Here is a 17,991-nt window from a genome sequence, read left to right on the forward strand (position 1 = left end):
GGGCGGGGCCTGCGCGCGGCCGGGCCTGCGCCTCGCCGCGTCAGGGAGCCGGCGAGCACGCTGCGCGCGGCCCGATCTCGCCGGCAGCGCGCACCGCCGCGATCGCCACGGGCGCCCCGGCCCCCCGCTGCCCACCGATCGCAAGTCCCGCCGATCCAGCGCAAAGACACGCACTGCCGCAAAGGACGGACAGCCCGTACATTCCTGGCGTGCCGCGCCGATGCGCGGCTCGACGAACATCACTGGACGAGAGTGCATGCTCAGCCGTCACTCTCGGCGTGCGACCGCCGAGCGCGCGCGGGGCGCCGGCCAGAACGCGCCTGCGCCGAGGAGGGACATCGAGGTGCGCAGCGATGTCCTCGGGATCGCAGACAGCAGGGATGCTGAGCCACGAGCCCGGCGTGAAACCAGCAACGCCGGGCGAGCTGACACGAGCTGGTGGAGACGACGATGACAGACCTGGTCAACGACATGACCGAACGATTTCTGCGCGACGCCGGCATCGCTGCCGGCATGCGCGTCCTCGACGTGGGGTGCGGCCGAGGCGACGTGAGCTTCATGCTCGCGCGCATCGTCGGCGAAGGGGGTTTCGTGCTCGGGGTAGACCGTGATCCGGCGCCCATCGCGATCGCTCGCCAGCGAGCCGCCGAGCTGGGGCTCCGCCGGGTCGCCTTCGAAGAGCGGGACATCGGCGCGCTCTCCCCCACCCCCGAGCGCTTCGATGCCGCCGTCGGCCGGAGGGTGCTCATGTACCAGCGGGATCCCGTCGCTGCCGTCCGTGCCGTGGCCGGGGCCGTGCGCGCCGGCGGCTTGATCCTGTTTCAGGAGAACGACCCGACGATGGGCCAGGGCAGCCTTGTGCCCATGGAGCTGCACCGTCAGGTGCACCAGTGGATGTGGCAGACCGTCGAGCGTGAGGGAGCGAATCTTCACATGGGCTTCCAGATGCCGAGCGTATTCGAAGAAGCGGGCCTGACCGTGCAGCTCGTGAGGGCCGAGGCCATCGTGCAGACGCCGAAGATCCGCCATCAGCTCGCGCTCATCGTCCGCGTGATGCTCCCGCGCATCCTGCGGCAAGGCGTGGCGTCGGAGGCCGAGATCGACGTGGACACGCTGGAAGAACGCCTCGCCGCCGAACACACGAAGGCCAGTACCACCTTCGTCGGCGATCTCGTCTTCAGCGTGTGCGGCCGGACACCGTCTCCCGTGTGAGCGAGCGGCCTTTGCTCTGCGCTTCGGCGCGCCAGGCCGTCGGCGTCGCCCCGTGCTCTCTGCGGAACATGCGGATGAAGTGCGTCGCGTCCGCGTAGCCGACGCGCTCGGCGACGATCTCGACCCTCTCGTCGGAGTGGAGGAGGATGCGGCGAGCCTCCGCCATTCTCCCGGCCACGATCCACTCGACCGCGCTCCGGCCCGTCGCCCGGGAGAGCGCCGTCGTCACGTACGCCGGGCTCCGCCCAACAGACCGCGCGACGTCCTTCAGGGAGAGCGGCCGAAGGCAGTTTCGCTCGATGAAGCGAAGGGCATCGACGACGAGGCCCGGCGACGGCGAGGCAGGGTGTTGCGAGCGCGCGGCCTGCCGAACCTCGTTGAGGACGAGCACAAGGAGGCTCCGCTGGACGACCTCGAGAGCGCCGCCATCGCGCGATTCCGTCGCGCGCATCAGCTCGCGAAGGAGCATCTCGATGTGCGCGTGACGATCCGCGCTCAGCCGAACGACCGGGGACGCACCGGCGCGCACGCGCTCGAACGGCTCGAGCAAGCTGCCCACCTCCTCGGCGGCCAAGCAGGGGACACAGAAGCCAAGGCCGACCCACTCCGGGGCCGCGTGCTCGATCGAGCGGTGCGGTTGTCCGGCAGGCACGAGGAGGACGTCTCCAGCTTCGACGTTCCATCGACCGTGCTGCTCAATCCGAGAAGAGCCGCTCGTGTAGAATGCCAGCGCGGCGAAGGCGTGGGTCACCGACGCCCGCATGACGGGCGGCGTCGGGCACGCCCGCATGACGGGCTGCGTCGGTGAGGGGTGCTGGCGGCAAAAGATCGGTCTGCCTCCGCCCACGAGGTCATGTCGCTCGATCGTCGTCGCGGGAGGCATGAGCGCCATGATGACATCGGCGGCAGCAGGAGGCGAGCGCCGACGCTCTCAGCCGAGCAGGCTGCTGGATGGTGAGGAGCTCTTCCCTGCGCTGCGCCGGCCACGGGCCAGCGAAGCCTGGCGGGGCCAACGTGCGCGCGCCTGCCGGACGGAGCTATGGCATCAGCGTCATCCGCATCTTGTAGGTCTGCATGCCGAACATCACGCCCGTCTGGACGCCAGGAGCGATGGTCCCGTCCCGACCGCGGCTCAAGCGCACGAAGGCCTGACACCCCTCGGCGGGGAGCCCCGTGGGGTACGAATCTCGGGGAACGGTGAACGAGCCGGTGTCGTCCACCTCGCCCGACGAGTCGTCCCAGGATACGTCATCCAGACAAGGCCCTGGCTCATCGAAGCTGACAGGCCCGATAGACCACCTCATCATGTCCTCCTTGCCCAGGGGCTCCCATGCCAGCACCAGATCGTCGCCGGAGCCGACGCTGAACTCGGTCTCCGGCTCGGGAGACGTGAGCTCCGAGAGCTCGGGCATCACGATCTCCCAGCCGTCGAGGTCGTTGAATCGGGCATGGATCGCGCGGCCCGGCTCGGCCTGCTTGAGGTAACCGCGGCACCTGGCGGCGATGAGGTTGTCGTCCGGATTGCTGTCCTGCCACCAATAGCAGACGAGCTCCACCTCCTCCGCGCCGTTGCTCACGACGAAGGTGTCGGGGAGGTACTCCCCGTCCCCGGGGTCTCGGACGCCATACCCGCCGCCCGCGTCCACCTTCCCAACGTAGGCCTCCGCTTCGCCCAGGTACTCGACTCCATCGCGGACGATCGGCACGTTGTATCCGTAGACCCGGATGACGACCGCCTCGTCCTCCGCCAGGGGCCGGTACTCGTCCGGACCACACGCTGCCATGGAAAGGCCCAGGACGGCCATCAACGCCGGCCACACGATGTTGCTCATGAACTCCTCCACGATCCGATGTCTTTGCGAGCGACGGTTGCACCGCCCATGCCTCGTGTTCCGAATGGACGTAGGCATCACCGCTGCAGGCCGCCCGGAGGACGCGCAACCAGGAACGCCGGGCAGGTGGCACACAGGCGTCGCCCTCCTCACACAGGAGGTCCTCCGATCCCAGCGCCACCGCCGGTGAGCTCCCGTCAGTTGCAGGGAGGGCAGTCCCCGCCGCAGTCGGCGTCCTCCTCCTCCCCATTCCGCCGACCGTCGCTGCAAGTGCGCGGCTGACACGTGCCAGCGAAGCAGATGCCACTCTCGCAGTTCTCGTTGAACCGACACTTGTACCCGTCCGCGCACGGGTAGCAGCCAAAACCACAATCCACGTCGGTCTCGTTGCCGTTTTGCACGTGATCAAGGCATCTGTCGACGGAGCAAGTCCCGTCCGGCCCGCACACGCCCGTGATGCAGTCATATTTATTTTTACACGGCCGCGTTATCCTACACGGATCGCAATGACCGCCGCAGTCCATATACGTCTCCCCGAAATCAGGATCGAGCACGCCGTTCTTGCACTCGATGGGGATACAGTTCCCTAGGAGGGAGCAGAACAGCGCCGAATCTTTGCAGTCCGCATCGTACAAACATGTAACGATCTGTCCACTGCCATTGCAGAATCCGGCGCCGGAGGGCTCTCGGGAAGGTGGCACGTACTTATTGGCGGGCCCTGTCGGCTCGCAGACGTCCTCGGTGCACGGGTTCCCGTCGTCCCATACATCCTCCGGGTCACGCTCGGCGACACGTTGCCCGTCATGGCAGCGCGTGATCTCACAGTCGCCTCGATACTGGCTCCTCGATGTCTCGAACAGATCGAGCTCGCAGACGCCGTCAACGCAGGACACCTCCCCGCACCTCGGGTCTACATTATAAGGCAACGCGCAGTCCGCCGTGCTCCAGCACTCCGGCGGCGGCGTATAGGGAGGCGGCGGAGGGTCCGAGCAAGCGGTCCAGGATGACAAGACGGTGAGCGCCGCGAGCGCCGCAGCGAAGCTTCTCAGTCTCTTCATAATCCCTCGTGTCAGATGTCCGGGGCGTCGATGTACAGGGGGCATGCGGCGCAGGGGCCGCCGCAATCGAGGCCGGTTTCATCGCCGTTCATCACTCCATCGCCACACGTCGCCTCGATACACACGCCCTCCTCGCACACGCCGCTCTGGCATGACTCGTGTGAGTTGCACCTCATTCCTGGATCACAGGCGGGGCACGATGGGGCACCACAATCCACGTCCGTCTCCGCGCCGTTGAGCACATGATCGCCGCAGCGCGCGTGAGCGCACGTCCCGTCTTCGGCGCAGAGGTGCTCGACGCAATCGTCGTCGCTGTCGCACGGCTGTCCGGACTCGCAGGGATCGCAGGGGCCGCCGCAGTCGAGCGCCGTCTCTCCGGAGGAAGAATCCAGGACGCCATTTTCGCACCATTCGTGGACGCACCTGCCGGACGTGGAACAGGCATAGGAGGGGTTTCCACAGTCTTCGTCTCGTAGACAACCAACCCACCTGCTGTCCTTGCAATATCCCGATGTCTCCGGCGATGGCCCGGTCGGTTGAGGCAGGTGCGTGCTGGTTCCGTTCGTGCAGCGATCGATCGTGCATTCATTGCCGTCGTCGAAGACGTCGCTCCCTGAATGCTCGCTCTGGATCTCCCCCGCATCGTCGCATTTGACGATGCGACAGTCGCCGGGGAGCTGGTGTTCGAGCTGCTCGCGCAGCGCCAGCCTGCAGACACCGGCGACGCAAACGGCCTCGCCGCACCGCGGGTCCACGGGCCCTGGGCAGTCCCGATGCGTCTCGCAGGGCGTCGCGTTACACTCGCTCATGGGCCGACATGCCCGCTCACACCGATCGCCCTCCTCCTCCTTCGCGCCTGGCTTGCAGCAGCTCTCCTCCTGGGGCTCCGGGCACTGGCAGCGCCCGTCGATGCACTGCTTCTTGGTCTCCTCGGGCTCGCACTCGGCCGTTGAATCGCACGAACGCTCCCGTTCCACATCGACATAGGCGTCACCGCTGCAGGCCGCCCAGAGGAAGCCGCCCAGGAACACCGTGCCGAAGGCACAGAGCCACCGCTTCGACATTCGCGCCACGATATCAGGCCGCCTCGTCCAGGGGAGCGCAGAGATCCGAGCCAGGCGTCGAACGACGCGCTCTGGTCGCATTGCGTTCAACGTCTTTAAATTCTCTACCAAGGATGAACTCGCCTTCATAAAGTGATGCCGGCTCTCTGCCCTGGAGCACGCCTCTTGCGGAGCCTCGTGCGGAGGTCGAGCGGCTACCACGAGAACGAGAGCCCCACGCCCGGGGCCGTCCCCACGGTCCCCACGCGGACCTTTGCCTGTGGTGCGAGCAGGAACCCCGCGGCCACGGCGCCGCCGGCCGAAAGACCCGCGCCGACGAAGGCGCCCACGGACAGGGCCCTGAACGTCTTCGTACGCCCGTCGGCGTCGGCATACGCATCGCAGGCAGGGAGCCCCGGCCGGCAATGGAAGACGTCCCACTGCGCCCGGGCTAAGGCGCGATCCCGCTCCTCGGCAGCGTCGTTAGCCTCCAAGACCGACAGGGCCCCGACGGTGGCGAGGGCGGCCGACGTGGTCGCGAGCACACCCACCGTCCACCACCGGAGCGCGGGGCTGCGCGTGGAAGGAGGCGGCGCCGCGACGGGCCGCGAGACCACCTTGCTCACCGGGGGATGCGCGGGCGCTTCGGCTCGGGCGCGCGGGAACGTCAGCCAGACGGTCCGCTCGCCGCCCGCGTCGACCGCGGCCACGGCCTCGCGCTGCGCCCCGGCGAGCTGTCCGCTCACGCGGTGCTGGCCGGGAGCGACGTACACGGGACGCGAGAGCGGGGACACGCCGACCTGCCGCCCGTCCACGAGCACGGCGGCGCCGGCCTCGCTCATGCGCACGTCGAGCGCGCCGACGTGCCGCCGCGCTTCCGCGAAGTTGGCGCGCGCCAGCGCGTAGCTCTCCTTGAAGCCCGGCGGCACCCAGATTTTTGGGGCGTCGGGGGTGCCGACCATGTCGAAGTAGATCGAGAGGAACTCCGCCGCCCTCTCGAAGTCGTGCAGCCTGAACGACAGCATCCCCACGCGGAACGCGTCGGAGGCGCTCTTCGTGAGCCCCCACAGCGTCAAGTGGATGTCGCGCGCGTCCGCGAGCCGCCCCTCGTCCAAGAGCCGCTTCGCCTCGTCGAGCATCTCCCGCTCCGGCCCGGTCGGCGGCGGCCGCCGCGGGAGCGGCGCTGCGACCGCCGGCGCCGGGGAGGAGAGCAGCAGCAGGACCGCGGGGATCGAGGTGTGCAGCGAGCGTCGCATGGTCTTGTCTCCCGGGCGTCCTCCGCGCAGCGAGGGCGCTTCGCGCAGCTCGCGCGGGCGTCTCAGGCGCGGTGCTCCTCGGGCTCAGGCGCGAGGGCCTGGCACGGGAGCTCGGACGACGCGCTCTCTCGCTCTCAATCGCCTCTCCTATCAGAGAACACCGCACGGTTGCTCTCGAAACGATCGCCATTGAAGAGAAGACGTCAGGGCGAACGACACGAAGAGACCACATCAGGGCAAGCAAAACACATTGCATTCACAGCCATAAAATTCTCATTCCATGTGAGCTTCGCTCCAAAAATTCCAAAGAAAATTCTCAACCTGGGTCAACTGGCGGCCCCCGGCGGCCCAGATCGCCGTACAGTGCGTTCGAAACACTCGATACAGAGGTGAACACCAGCGCGAACGAGCGTCATTACATCGTGCTCATGGAAATTCTCATCCGTCGTGAGCTGACGCTCAAAAATCCTCAACCTGGGTCAACCGAAGCCCCAATTCCCAACCTGGGTCAACTGACGCTGGTGAGCTGGCGGAGCTGCTCCTCAACCTGGGTGCCCTGACGGCTGCTCAACCCGGGTGCGGACGCTCCCCAGATCCCCAACCTGGGTGCGCTGCCCCGGCCTGAGCTGCCGCGACGTGAGCGACGTGGATCTCCTTCAAACAGCCGGCCGACGCCCCGCGCCGACGTTGCGGCGGCCCCTCGATCGGGCGGACCGGTGCGCTGCCGCCGGGTTGTCGCGCCCCCTCCGGCAACGCCGCCACGTCACGGGGCCGTGGCGCTCGACGAGCGCCGGATCGCTGCAAGGTCGACCCAGGATGACTCCGCCGACACGCGGCCCCATCGCCTGGAGGCGCGCCGAACAAGGCGGTCGCGCCGCCACGCTGTCCGCGCTCGCCGCTCGCCGCTCGCCCTCCGGCAACGCCGCAGATATACAAGGAGGGCATGCGCCCCACCATCCTCCTCTGGGACATCGATGGCACGCTGCTCTCCACCGGCGGCGCAGGCCGGCGCGCCATGGAGCGCACGTTCGCCCGCTATGCCGGCCGGCGCGACGCGTGCGAGGCGTTCTCGTTCGCCGGCATGACCGACCGGGCCATCGTGCGGGCCGGGCTGGTGGCGATCGGGCGCGAGGTCGCCGAAGACACCATCGACGCGCTCCTCGCGATCTACGTCGAGCTCCTCGCGGAGGAGATGTCGCTCACCGGCGACACCCGGGTCCACCACGGCGTCCTCGAGGCGCTCGACGCCGCCGCTAGGCGAGCGAGCTGCGCCGTCGGGCTCGGCACGGGGAACGTCCGCGCAGGGGCGCAGGCGAAGCTCACTCGGGTCGGCATCTACGAGAGGTTCGCGTTCGGAGGCTTCGGCTGCGATCACGAGCTCCGCGACGAGCTCCTGCGCATCGGCGCGGCGCGCGGGACGGCGATCCTCGAGGCGCCGATCGAGAGGTGCCGCGTCGTCGTCATCGGCGACACCCCGAAGGACATCGCGGCGGCCAAGGCGATCGGCGCCGAGTCGATCGCCGTCGCCACCGGCTCCCACCCCCTCGAGGAGCTCTCCGCCTGCGCACCGACCCACGCCTTCAGCGATCTCCGGGCGAAAGGCGCGCTCGACGCGCTCCTCGGGTAACGCGCTCCGCTCGCGCTGAGCACGCCCTCGGCTCAACGAGGCGCCGTCCGCCGGCGAGCAGGCGCTGCGCGTCGCCGAGGGCCGCCGGCTCCCGCTCTCGACGTGCGAGCGAGTCGGCGAGCTCCGCGACAGTCAGGTCATCTCGACCCTCTTCGCTTCGTGCGGCCCCTGAATGCCAAGGACACGAACGTTACGCCGTTCGTAGAGGTCCTGTCCCCGGGAGCCCCTGCTCGCGCATACATGCCTTCAATGCCTGCCGCAGATTCTGGTACAGTCGGAGGTGCTCTAGCCCGACGCCGAGGCCGACCAGCGTCTGAGCGACCTCGGCCCGGATGCCCACGAGGACCCCTGTTGCACCCAGGAGCCCCACGGAGGCGACGATCCGGAGCAGATGGTCGCTGGTGGCCGTGTCGATCACGGCGATGCCGGTGAGATCGAGGATGACGTAACGGGCCTGTGTGCGCACGACCGCGTCGAGCAGCTCCGACGTCATCCTGCTGACGCGTTCGGCGTCGAAGTGCCCCAGCAGCGGCAGCGTCACGATACCGTCCCAGACCTCGATCACGGGCGTCGAGAGCGCATCAATCGTCATCTTTTGCGCCTCGATCTCCCTCCGCGCAGCCTCGAGGGAGGCGATCGTGTCGCGCTGGAAGTCGATCTGCTGCTTCGCCGACTCGATCTCGTCGCGCGTGTGGATGAGCGCCGAGACGTCGCGCTGGATCCCCAGGACATACGGGGCGGTGCCGTCCGGACGTCGTTCGAGCGGGATGAGCAACGTCTCGACCCATGTCGACAATGAGCGGACCTCGATCTCCCCCAATCGCTGCTTCTCCAGCCGCATCTCCGCCGGAGGGAGGATCTGGGTCTCTCCTCGGAACGCTCTCCGATAGCCCTGCATCAGCACCGAACCCATCACCGCCTCGTTCGCGAACAGGTTGAACGCGCCGAGCGCCGCCGCTCGTGGCACCCCGGTGAGCCGCTCGCAGATGGCGTTCATCGCCACCAGCATTCCATCGTCACGGTAGATGTAGGATATCTCCGGGATATCATCGAGGGCGCTCACGATGCTCAACGAGGACAGCTGGGGGTAGTCGGACATACTGCAGGCTCCAGGTGTTGCTCACATCGGTTCGTGCGTCATCGCGCGTCGAGCTCGGGAGCACGACCGGGCACGCGAACCGACATCGAACTGTAAAGCACTCGTCTCCCAAGCCTGATGGCACCACGACAGCCCGCGACGCACCACTATTTTCAAGGGTGTTCCCCGCGCGGGGAACTTTTCCTGCGGGCGCGGGTCGTCCGCTCATGCACCCGATCCGCGCGCAGGTCCCCACCGAGAGCATCGCCGGTCCGCCCGAGCCCCGCAGGCCCGACGTGCCCTACGCGCCCGCGCTCCCGCCCCCGGACACGATCCCCAGCCTGCTCTTCGTGGACCCGCCCGCGCGGACCGATCTCGACGAGCTGCGCCAGTCCCTCTCGTTCGCGTTCACCAGCGGCGTCTCCGGCGGGCTCTTCGGCCAGGCGCTCGATCGGGCGCCCATCGCGCCCTCCACGTGGGATCCGAAGAGCTTCGCGCCGGACCTGTTCCTGGAGGAGCTCGTGGCCCGGTGCTTCCGCGTCCGCGTCGGGGGGCACGAGGCCGTCGTCAACCGAGGGTTCATCCTCCGCGTCCTCTCCCGGCCCCCGAGCGACATGCGCGTGACCGAGCTCCGGAGGGGGATCCTCCGCGAGCTCTCGGGTTCCCCCACGTTTCGCAGGCAGCTCGAGAAGCTCTACACCGCCTCGTGCCGGTTGCGGGGCGCGCTCGAGGGCGCGGTTGCCGGGAAGAAGTTCGATCCGACGCGACGGCAGCTCGACGTGCTCGCGATCGTCAAAGAGGTCTTCGACCTGATGAGCGAGTCGTTCGAGGGCGCGCGATCGGGCCTCTCTCGGCTGCGCGATTTCGGCCAGGCGGTGCGGGCGACCGAGGGATATCGATCGATGGCTGATCTCCTCGATTACGACGAGCACCTCGCGACGCTCCGCCTGGACATCCGCGTCGGCGCCGACGGCCGCATCCGAGGCTTCGACGTCGTGACCGTCCGGGAGCGGCAGGAGAACCCGTTCGTCCTGTCGCCGGTGCGGCGCTGGCTCGCGAAGCTCGAGATGTTCTTCCGCGGGTACAGCTTTGGCGACGGAGAGGTCATGGCGAGGCTCGTCGACGCGGTGTTCGAGGGCGTGGAGGATCAGGTCGTCAAGCTGGTCCCGCTCGTCGGAGAGATGGAGGTCTACCTGGGAGCGCTCGGCTTCCGGGATCTCGCCGAGGCGGCAGGGCTCGAGGTCAGCCTGCCGGAGCTCCGGTCCGACGCGGAGGGCCAGCGCGTGCTCCTCGGCCTCTTCAATCCGCTCCTCGTCGCCAGCGGAGGTAAGGCGGTGCCGTGCGACGTCGTGACCGATCGGGCCGACACGACGCTCCTGGTCACGGGGCCGAACTCGGGCGGAAAGACTCGCCTGCTCCAGTCGGTGGCGCTCGTGCAGCTCCTCGCGCAGGCGGGCATGTTCGTGCCGGCGCGCAGGGCGAGCGTTGCCCGCGTCCCAGGGCTCGTTGTGTCGCTCATCCAGGAGACGAAGTTCGATCAGAGCGAGGGTCGGCTCGGCATGGAGCTCCTCCGGATCCGGGCGCTCTTCGAGGAGCTCGGCCCGGGAGCGATGGTGATCCTCGACGAGCTCTGCTCGGGGACGAACCCGTCCGAGGGGGAGGAGATCTTCGAGCTCGTCGTCACGCTGCTCGAGAAGCTCCGTCCGCAGGCGTTCATCACAACGCACTTCCTGACGTTCGCGGCGCGGCTCGAGCGGGAGAAGGCGATAAGGAACCTCCGGTTCGTCCAGGTGGAGCTCGACGCGGCGCAGAAGCCCACGTACCAGTTCGTCGACGGCGTGGCCGCGACCTCGCTCGCGGCCCAGGCCGCGGCTCGGCTCGGCGTGACCCGCGGCGAGCTCGAGGGCCTCATCGATCGCAACATCGATCGCAACCTGCTCGCCTCCCGAGCGCTCGCCATCGTAGGTCGGGACTCCGCGTTCGCGGGTCCCTCCGGGGAGAGCTGAGGTGGCGACGTTCCTCACGACGGAGCGGATGAACCCCGCGCTCCGCGCGCGCGTGGAGCGGGCCGCCAGCCACCGGGCGCGCGCGCGCCATCACGCGGCTCGAGCCGGGATCAAGGGGACGTTCGCGAGCGAGCGGCGGATCGGGCGCGCACGGCTGCTCACGCTGCTGACGGCGGCGGCCATCGTGCTCCTCGCGATCGCGATGTACGTCCACGATCGCCGCGCCGTCGAGGCCGAACGGCGCGCCCTGTTGACCGTGCTCGACGAGCGCCGCGCCGGGTTCCCGGCGGGCTACGAGACCTTCGTCGAGGCGACGGATCGCTGGATCGGCGAGGCCGCGAGCGACGGGGACCCCGCCGACGTCGTCGACCCTTCTCTCCGCGCTCCAGGGGCCCTCGACGCCCTGCTCCGCCGGCCCGCGGTGTACGTGCGCGCTCCTCGCGCCGAGCTGGGCGACGTTCGCAGGATCGACGACGCCGCGCGCGGCTCCGACAAGGATGCGTTCCTCCTGTGCCTCCTCCAGCCTCCGCCCTCGTCCTCGGAGCATGATCTGCTCACGAAGGTGCGAGGCGTGTATTTCGGCGGGACCAAGGTCGACGAGGAGACAGCGAACGTCCGCCGGCTCGCCGAGGCGCGGCGCGGCCTCGCGGTGCTCGGCCCCGCGTTCGAGGGCTCGGTGCGCGCGGCCCGCGACGTCGCGGCGCTAAGGAGGCACCGCAAGGAGCTGGATCAATCTCCGATCGAGCTGGCGAAGAAGGCGGCCGGCGCAGAGGTGCTGATCATCGTGGCCGAAAGCCCGGTCGAGACAAAAACGTCCGCGAGCTCGGCGCGCGTCTCGCTCGTGGATCTTGCGGCGAAAAAGGTTCTCTTGCGCGTGGGCCGGCGGGTCGACGAACAAGGGCTCTCGCCGATGGGCGTGCTCCATCGCGAGCAGATCGAGGGCTGCGGCCTCGCCTTCGCGGTGCGGCGCAGCGTTGGGGAGTGAAGGCTTCGATCCCCGGGTCAGCGCCCGAGCGCGGTCGCGATGGAATGCGCGGCGCGCAGCGCGAGGGCGGCGATGGTGAGCGTGGGGTTCACGGCGCCTCCGGTGGGGAAGACGCCGCTGCCGAGCAGGTAGAGGTTGTCGTGGTCGTGCGCGCGCAGGTTCGGGTCGACCACCGAGGTGTTCGGGTCTGCGCCCATCCTGTAGGTGCCCATGACGTGCCCGGCGCCCTCGTGCTCGAGCCGGTGCTCGCGGAACGTGGCGCCGAGCGCGTCGAAGATCCGGTCGTGGATCGCGCGCGCGGCCGTCATGCCGTCGCGGGTATAGGGGTCGATCCGGTAATGAAGGCGCGGCCGCGGCAACCCGAGCGCGTCGCGCTGATCGAACGCAGGCGTGACGCGGTTGTCGGGATCGGGGAGCTGCTCCATCAAGCTGGACACGCAGAGCTGCCGGGTGCAATGCCACGCGAGCTCGGCAGCGAGCTGCCGGCCACGTAGACCCTTGCGCACGAGATCGGCCGCGGCGACCTCCGGCCCGCCGATCGGCCACTGCCACCCGCTGTTGCCGAGCTCCACCCGGAACGCGGCGCGCACCCCCCGAGAGGCGCTGTTCCGCGTGGCGTCGATCCCCCCCGTCGAGAGCGGTCCGCGGGGCTGCCCGAGCGCTTCCCCGGCGAGCGCCCAGCTCAGCTGGATGGGGTGATCCATAAGATTGCGCCCTACCTGGCCGCTCCTGTTCGCGACCCCGTCCGGCAGCGCGTCGGTCCGGGACATCAGGAGCAGCTTGGGCGTCTCGATCCCGTGCGCCGCCACGATGTAGACCTTGCCTGAGGCCTCGTGCTCGGTGCCGTCCGGGCGCTTGAACAGGATACGTGACACGCGTCCGTCAGGGCCGATGCCCACGGTCGTGGCGATGGCCTCTTCCACGATCCGCACGCCGGCCAGCTCGGCCTTTTCCACGTGTACCGAGGCGTCATAGCGGGCCGCGATCGGGCAGATCGGGATGCAGGAGCTGCTGCCGCAGCACGCGGGCCGGCCGTCGTACGCGGCGCTATTGCGCGCCTGTGCCGTGGCGGTCACCGGATAGCCGAGGGCCGAGATCTTGTCGGCGATGCGCAGATCCGAGTAGCTGTGGGGGATGGGCGCCATCGGGTAAGGCGTGCTGCGCGGCGAGCCGAGGCTGTCATCGCCGGCCACGCCCATCTCGATCTCGCTCTCGACGTACCAGGGCTCGAGCGCGTCGTACGCGATGGGCCAGTCGACGCCGACTCCATAAAGGGTCTTCATCCGGAGATCGTCGGGCAGGAAACGGAGCGCGGTCCCGAGCCAGTGCCAGGTCGTCCCGCCGACGACGCGGAGGTACGTGCTCTTGAAGAGGTCCGGGCCCTCCTGCACGTAGTATCCGCGCGGAGCGCTCTCGCTGGGCGCGGGCGCGGCCATGGAGCTAGGAAAGGGGACCTCCAGCGTCTTGACCACGGCGTTTCGGTAGGCGCTGGCGGCCTTGCCGCGGTCGACCCGCGGCCCCGACTCCAGCACGAGCACCCTGGCGCCCGCCTTTGCGAGCCGGTAGCCGGCCAGCGTCCCCGCGATGCCCGCGCCGACGATGACCACATCCGCGTGCAGCCTGTCCCCCATACCGAGCTCCTTCCGGGCGGCGGCAGCGCGCCCCGCCGCCTCATCCCGCGGGCGGCTCTCCCCAGAACCCCATCGCCCCGCCGCAGGTGCCCGGCGCGCTGGCGTAAGGGAGCGATCTCCACGCGAGCGAGCCCTCGTAGGTCGCCAGCGCCCGTCCGCCGGCAGCGTCGTATTCGCCCGTGTACCAGAACAGGAGGATCTCGTCCGCGAGCGCCCGCAGGCGCTCGTCGGCGAAGACGCCCCGCGCGGTCAGGTCATCGAGGGGACAGGCCGGCGCGTCGCCGACGAGCCCCGCCCTGGTATAGAGGTCCTCGAGCGCCGCGGCCTGCTCCGGACGTGCGAGGAGGCAGTCGAGGTAGATCTGCGCGTGGTCCCGGGCGAGGTCGGAAGCCCCGGTGAGCACCGTGGACAGGGCGAGGAACCGGTCGAGCGGCGTGGCGGCCCGGCCGCGGGCCACGTGCCTTGCAAGGCCGGCGGCGGCGGCGACAAGCGCGCAGATGAAGAGGGCGAAATGGCGCCGGCCCATGCGGACGATGCTTCTCTGGGGGATCCGCCCCGGATTGAGCTGCTGGACACTGCTGTTCCCACGAGGAGGCTCGTGGCGCAGGCCATGGTGGCATGAGGGATGAGGTGCCCGACGTCAATCACGATCTCTTCTGGCCCACGAGGTCGTGGAGTCCGCCCCAGCAACCGTCGAGGACGCGATCGCACCGGACGGCATCCTCGCTCTCCTCCCTCCCCCTGAAAGCGAGACCTGATCGCGCGGGGCCGAGGCGAGCTCGCTCGCCCATCCCCGTGCCCGAGCGCCGCGGCGAGCTGCGCGTTACCCCGGCTTCTTCGCCACGACGAACGCCACCATCTTCCCAGCACCAACCTCCCTCTCCTCGATCTCGACGAACCCTGCCTCGCGCATCTCGCGGAGGATCGTCTCGCGATCGTAGGAGTAGACGACCGGCGCCTTCCCGAACCAGCGCATCACCGTGATGATCGCGCCGTAAGGTACCCAGCTGTCGCCGAGGCAAGCGTTGGACGAGATGAACGAGCCACCGGGCTTGAGGAGGTCGAAGAGTGTCTTGAGGATGCGCCTCCGATCGGGGACGAGGTGGAGGATGGAGTAGGCCCACGCGCTGTCGAAGCGCTCGGGCTCGTACGGGGTAGGTCCGTCGAGCGTGCCCTGGCGAAAGGTGACGTTGGTCACGCCTTGGGCCTGCTTCTTCTGGTTGGCGATACGGAGCATCTCGGCCGAGACGTCCATCGCGTGGATGTGGCCGGCGAACGGCGACATCGCCAGGGCGAGCGAGCCTGTGCCGCAGCCAATCTCGAGGACCGTAGAGTCCGGGCGCAGGTGCTCGCGGGTGATGGCCTTCTTGCGCTCGAAGGCCGTGACGTTCGCCACGGGCTTGGCGGCGTACTTCTCGGCGAGGTCGTCCCAGAATTTGGCGTCGGCGGTCATCATGGTCGACGAATCTACGCGCGCGGCGCGTCCGCGCCCGGTGCAAGTTCGTGACGCAGGGGCGCAGTTTCGCGCCACCCCTCCGCCTCGCCGCGAAACAACGCTGCGCGCTCTGTCACCGCCGCGATGATGCCCTCGCGCGCGGCCCGCAGGCGCGCGTTGTCCCGGAGGTCGCGGTGGCTGAGGAGCCAGAAATCGGCGACGTGGCGCAGGTCCGGCTTCGCGAGGCGCTGCAGCCCAGGCTCCGGATCGCCGGCGTACGTGGGTAACATCACGAGGCCGAGGCCCGCGTGTGCGGCCTCCATCATGATCGCTATCGACTCGAACGTGCCCCACATGGAAACCTCGGGATAACTCGACGATGCGACGAGCTCCTTGGCGATCCGGTGCGCGCTGGATCCGAGCCAGCGCGCGAGGCGCGCGCCGCGCTCGGGGTCGAGCTCGGCCGCGTGCGCGGTCGCGACGTAGTTGCAGACGGTGATGGGGGCGAGCCGCCGCCCGATCAGGTGCTCCGGCGGGGACGCGCCGGGCAAGAGCGCGCGCACCGCGACGTCGGCCTCGCGCTTCGACAGATCCAGGTTCTTGGCGTCGGCGTCCAGCTCGAGCTCGATGCCGGGGTGCCGCTCGCAGAGGCCGGCCAGGGCGCGGAGGAGGATCTTCGCGATGAACGGGTCGGTGCAGGTCACCCGCACGGGCCCCCCGAGACGCGCGTCTTGCCCGGCGATGCCGCGCTCCAGCGCGGCCATCTCCCGCTCGACGCGCTCCGCCCCCGAGACCATCTCGTTGCCCGCGTCCGTCAGCAGGTACCCGTCGCGGTGCCGGTCGAACAGCTTCACGCCGAGCCGCGTCTCGAGGGCCTCGACCCGCCGCGCCACGGTCGAGTGGCTCACGCCGAGCATCGAGCCCGCCGCGCGGACGGAGCCCGTTCGAGCGAGCGCGAGGAAATGGCGCACATCATCCCAGTCCACGACGCCCGCCAGCATACCCCTCGCGGGCACGCGCGATAGATGCAGAGACGAGCCGCCGTGAACGACGGCGCCGAGGCGCTGCGGGTCGATGGCGGCCGAGGCGCGTGTCGAGAAATGAGCGCGCGCGGCGCCTCCCCCCGCGCCCTCGCGCTCAGCGCGCGCACATCTCCATCAGCATCGTCTCCAGCACCGCCTGCGCCGGGCGGCGGCTGCTCTTCAGCGCGAGATCTGTCTCCGCGAGCACGCGCATCCAGCCCGCCAGCGCGCCCTTCGGGAGCTGGCGGACCGACTGCGCCACGTCGTTCGCCTTGAACGGCGCCACGCCCGCGCGCTGGGCGGCCTCGGCCTGGCTCGCGCCCGCGGCCAGCGCCGACTCGAACTTCACCATCTGCCGCACCGACCACGAGACCGCCCCGAGCAGCCGCAGCCCGCCGTCGCGCGGATCGTAGGCGTCGGCGAGCGCCGCGAGCGCCTTGTCGAGGCGCCTCTTCCCGAGCGCGTCGATGAGCTCCCAGACGGTGCTCTGCCGGACGCGGATGACCACCTGCGCGATCGCGTCCTCGGTGATCGGCTGCTTCGGCCCGACATACAGCGAGAGCCGCTCGATCGCGTCGACCACGTAGCCGAGCTCGGGGCCGGCGAGCTCGGCGAGCTGATCGGCCACGTCGGGCGCGATGGGGTTGCCCTTCTCGCGGGCCATGGTCGCGATGAAGCCCGGCAGGGCGCGGCGGTTCAGGGGCTCGCACGAGACGAGGAAATCGCCCTTCTTGGCGGCGGTGACGAGGCGGCGCTGGCCGTGGAGCTTCGTCGCGACGAGCACGAGGACCGCGCTCGGCGACGGCGCCTTCGCGTACTCCGCGAGCGCGTCGAGCGGGCTCAGCTGCTTCGACACACCCCGCTTGCCGCCCGCGCCGCCGCGCTCGTCGTCCCCCTCGCCGTCGTCGCCGTCGTCCTTCTTCTCCCAGCGATCGACGCCGCGGACCATCACGAAGCGGCGCGGGGCCATCATCGGGAGCATGCGGGCGGCGCCGAGGATCGACTCGACGGGCGCGTCGCCCGCGGTGAACTTGTCCTCGTTGAAGCCGGCGATGCCCCCCTTGGCCGCCGCTTCCCGGATCGCGCTCACCACGCGATCGACAAGCCAGCGCTCCTCCCCCAGCACGAGATAGACCGGGCGGAGGGCGCCGGTGGCCGCTTCCTTCAAGGCTTGGTCGGGCGTCACCGCTCCGGCATCGGGCGTTCAGGAGGGTGCGTCAAGGGCGCCGCGCTCGCTCCCGCGCCGGCGAGCCCGGCCTCTCCCTCGATCACGGCAGCGAGAACGGGACATCGACCCGCACGTTCGCCCCCGGCGGCGCGACGGCCACCGGCGGGAGCGCGGCGACCAGGCAGGCCGTGACCTCGGGGCGCGACGCCTCGTGGTCCTCGATGATGCCGCGCGCGATCTGCCGGCCTTGCGCGTCGAACGTGAGGTTGAAGACGTACCTCGCCCCGCGCGGCCCCGGCTGCGCGGCGACCGCCGGCTTGTAGCAGCGCTCGATCAAGGCCGGCCGGTGCGCGTCGAGCGCCCGCGCGGCCTGCCTCGCGACCTCGTCGCGCGGCACGCTCGGCGCGGGCTGCGGCGCCGGCGCGGCTGCTCCGGGCGCCCGCGGCGCCGGCCCGGCGGAGGACGCCGCCGCGGCGGGCTGCGAGGGCGCCCCCCCGGCGGGGCGTGGATCCGTAGCGACGCCGGCCGGACCATGGCGGAGGCCGAGGTAGATCGCGGCGGCGATCATGGCGCTGCCGAGGAGGATCGCGGTGGGGGTCGAGAGCTGCCTGTCCATGCCTTGGCGTTTCCCAGTTTGA

At 69.7% G+C, this 17,991-nt stretch carries 15 protein-coding genes; 4 read left to right on the top strand and 11 right to left on the bottom strand.

The genetic code is table 11. The annotated features are described in order from the left end of the window. The first annotated feature begins 450 nt into the window (after window positions 1–450). On the top strand, window positions 451–1,212 hold the full coding sequence (locus WME90_RS27765) for a class I SAM-dependent methyltransferase (protein ID WP_437275028.1): 762 nt from the start codon (window positions 451–453) through the stop codon (window positions 1,210–1,212). Here WME90_RS27765 and WME90_RS27770 read toward each other — a convergent pair. From WME90_RS27770 to WME90_RS27785, 4 genes are all read right to left on the bottom strand, one after another. Next, complete coding sequence (locus WME90_RS27770; RefSeq protein WP_437275029.1) at window positions 1,178–2,104, bottom strand: helix-turn-helix domain-containing protein; 927 nt, start codon at window positions 2,102–2,104, stop codon at window positions 1,178–1,180. The genes WME90_RS27765 and WME90_RS27770 overlap by 35 nt on opposite strands. Before the next feature lie 145 nt (window positions 2,105–2,249). Further along, complete coding sequence (locus tag WME90_RS27775; protein WP_437275030.1) at window positions 2,250–3,044, bottom strand: hypothetical protein; 795 nt, start codon at window positions 3,042–3,044, stop codon at window positions 2,250–2,252. 1,069 nt (window positions 3,045–4,113) lie between these two features. Then, window positions 4,114–5,166, bottom strand: a complete 1,053-nt coding sequence (locus WME90_RS27780; protein ID WP_437275031.1) for a hypothetical protein — start codon at window positions 5,164–5,166, stop codon at window positions 4,114–4,116. A 194-nt stretch (window positions 5,167–5,360) separates the two neighbouring features. Further along, window positions 5,361–6,401 (bottom strand): hypothetical protein, encoded by a 1,041-nt coding sequence (locus tag WME90_RS27785; RefSeq protein WP_437275032.1) that lies wholly within the window; start codon window positions 6,399–6,401, stop codon window positions 5,361–5,363. 943 nt (window positions 6,402–7,344) lie between these two features. On the opposite strand from WME90_RS27785, the gene WME90_RS27790 reads away from it, so the two are divergent. Beyond that, window positions 7,345–8,028, top strand: a complete 684-nt coding sequence (locus WME90_RS27790) for an HAD family hydrolase (RefSeq protein WP_437275033.1) — start codon at window positions 7,345–7,347, stop codon at window positions 8,026–8,028. A gap of 190 nt (window positions 8,029–8,218) precedes the next feature. Here WME90_RS27790 and WME90_RS27795 read toward each other — a convergent pair whose 3' ends face one another. Further along, window positions 8,219–9,127: an STAS domain-containing protein gene (locus tag WME90_RS27795; protein WP_437275034.1), complete on the bottom strand. Its 909-nt coding sequence runs from the start codon at window positions 9,125–9,127 to the stop codon at window positions 8,219–8,221. Between the two features lie 206 nt (window positions 9,128–9,333). On the opposite strand from WME90_RS27795, the gene WME90_RS27800 reads away from it, so the two are divergent. Together WME90_RS27800 and WME90_RS27805 are read left to right on the top strand one after the other, a co-directional pair. Then, a complete protein-coding gene (locus WME90_RS27800; protein WP_437275035.1) occupies window positions 9,334–11,112 on the top strand; it encodes a MutS-related protein in 1,779 nt (592 codons plus the stop codon). 1 nt (window position 11,113) lies between these two features. Beyond that, entirely contained in the window at window positions 11,114–12,097 is a 984-nt protein-coding gene (locus tag WME90_RS27805; RefSeq protein WP_437275036.1) for a hypothetical protein, read from the top strand. Between the two features lie 17 nt (window positions 12,098–12,114). On the opposite strand, the gene WME90_RS27810 is transcribed toward WME90_RS27805, so the two are convergent. From WME90_RS27810 to WME90_RS27835, 6 genes are all read right to left on the bottom strand, one after another. Further along, a complete protein-coding gene (locus WME90_RS27810) occupies window positions 12,115–13,728 on the bottom strand; it encodes a GMC family oxidoreductase (protein ID WP_437275037.1) in 1,614 nt (537 codons plus the stop codon). Between the two features lie 40 nt (window positions 13,729–13,768). Then, the gene (locus WME90_RS27815) at window positions 13,769–14,254 is read right to left on the bottom strand and encodes a sugar dehydrogenase complex small subunit (protein WP_437275038.1); all 486 of its coding nucleotides are present in this window, start codon (window positions 14,252–14,254) and stop codon (window positions 13,769–13,771) included. A gap of 297 nt (window positions 14,255–14,551) precedes the next feature. After that, on the bottom strand, window positions 14,552–15,184 hold the full coding sequence (locus WME90_RS27820) for a class I SAM-dependent methyltransferase (RefSeq protein WP_437275039.1): 633 nt from the start codon (window positions 15,182–15,184) through the stop codon (window positions 14,552–14,554). Window positions 15,185–15,195: 11 nt separating this feature from the next. Beyond that, complete coding sequence (locus WME90_RS27825) at window positions 15,196–16,149, bottom strand: LysR family transcriptional regulator (RefSeq protein WP_437275040.1); 954 nt, start codon at window positions 16,147–16,149, stop codon at window positions 15,196–15,198. A 151-nt stretch (window positions 16,150–16,300) separates the two neighbouring features. Next, on the bottom strand, window positions 16,301–17,371 hold the full coding sequence (gene holA, locus WME90_RS27830) for a DNA polymerase III subunit delta (RefSeq protein ID WP_437275041.1): 1,071 nt from the start codon (window positions 17,369–17,371) through the stop codon (window positions 16,301–16,303). Window positions 17,372–17,453: 82 nt separating this feature from the next. Further along, entirely contained in the window at window positions 17,454–17,969 is a 516-nt protein-coding gene (locus tag WME90_RS27835) for a hypothetical protein (RefSeq protein WP_437275042.1), read from the bottom strand. Between the last annotated feature and the right edge of the window lie 22 nt (window positions 17,970–17,991).

The organism is Sorangium sp. So ce375 (assembly GCF_051473855.1).
Taxonomy (GTDB): Bacteria; Myxococcota_A; Polyangia; order Polyangiales; family Polyangiaceae; genus Sorangium.

Bases quoted from the DNA above. Each gene is read 5' to 3' on its own strand.
- WME90_RS27765 (WP_437275028.1), top strand. From the start codon at position 451: ATGACAGACCTGGTCAACGACATGACCGAACGATTTCTGCGCGACGCC.
- WME90_RS27770 (WP_437275029.1), bottom strand. From the start codon at position 2,104: ATGGCGCTCATGCCTCCCGCGACGACGATCGAGCGACATGACCTCGTG.
- WME90_RS27775 (WP_437275030.1), bottom strand. From the start codon at position 3,044: ATGAGCAACATCGTGTGGCCGGCGTTGATGGCCGTCCTGGGCCTTTCC.
- WME90_RS27780 (WP_437275031.1), bottom strand. From the start codon at position 5,166: ATGTCGAAGCGGTGGCTCTGTGCCTTCGGCACGGTGTTCCTGGGCGGC.
- WME90_RS27785 (WP_437275032.1), bottom strand. From the start codon at position 6,401: ATGCGACGCTCGCTGCACACCTCGATCCCCGCGGTCCTGCTGCTGCTC.
- WME90_RS27790 (WP_437275033.1), top strand. From the start codon at position 7,345: ATGCGCCCCACCATCCTCCTCTGGGACATCGATGGCACGCTGCTCTCC.
- WME90_RS27795 (WP_437275034.1), bottom strand. From the start codon at position 9,127: ATGTCCGACTACCCCCAGCTGTCCTCGTTGAGCATCGTGAGCGCCCTC.
- WME90_RS27800 (WP_437275035.1), top strand. From the start codon at position 9,334: ATGCACCCGATCCGCGCGCAGGTCCCCACCGAGAGCATCGCCGGTCCG.
- WME90_RS27810 (WP_437275037.1), bottom strand. From the start codon at position 13,728: ATGGGGGACAGGCTGCACGCGGATGTGGTCATCGTCGGCGCGGGCATC.
- WME90_RS27815 (WP_437275038.1), bottom strand. From the start codon at position 14,254: ATGGGCCGGCGCCATTTCGCCCTCTTCATCTGCGCGCTTGTCGCCGCC.
- WME90_RS27820 (WP_437275039.1), bottom strand. From the start codon at position 15,184: ATGATGACCGCCGACGCCAAATTCTGGGACGACCTCGCCGAGAAGTAC.
- WME90_RS27835 (WP_437275042.1), bottom strand. From the start codon at position 17,969: ATGGACAGGCAGCTCTCGACCCCCACCGCGATCCTCCTCGGCAGCGCC.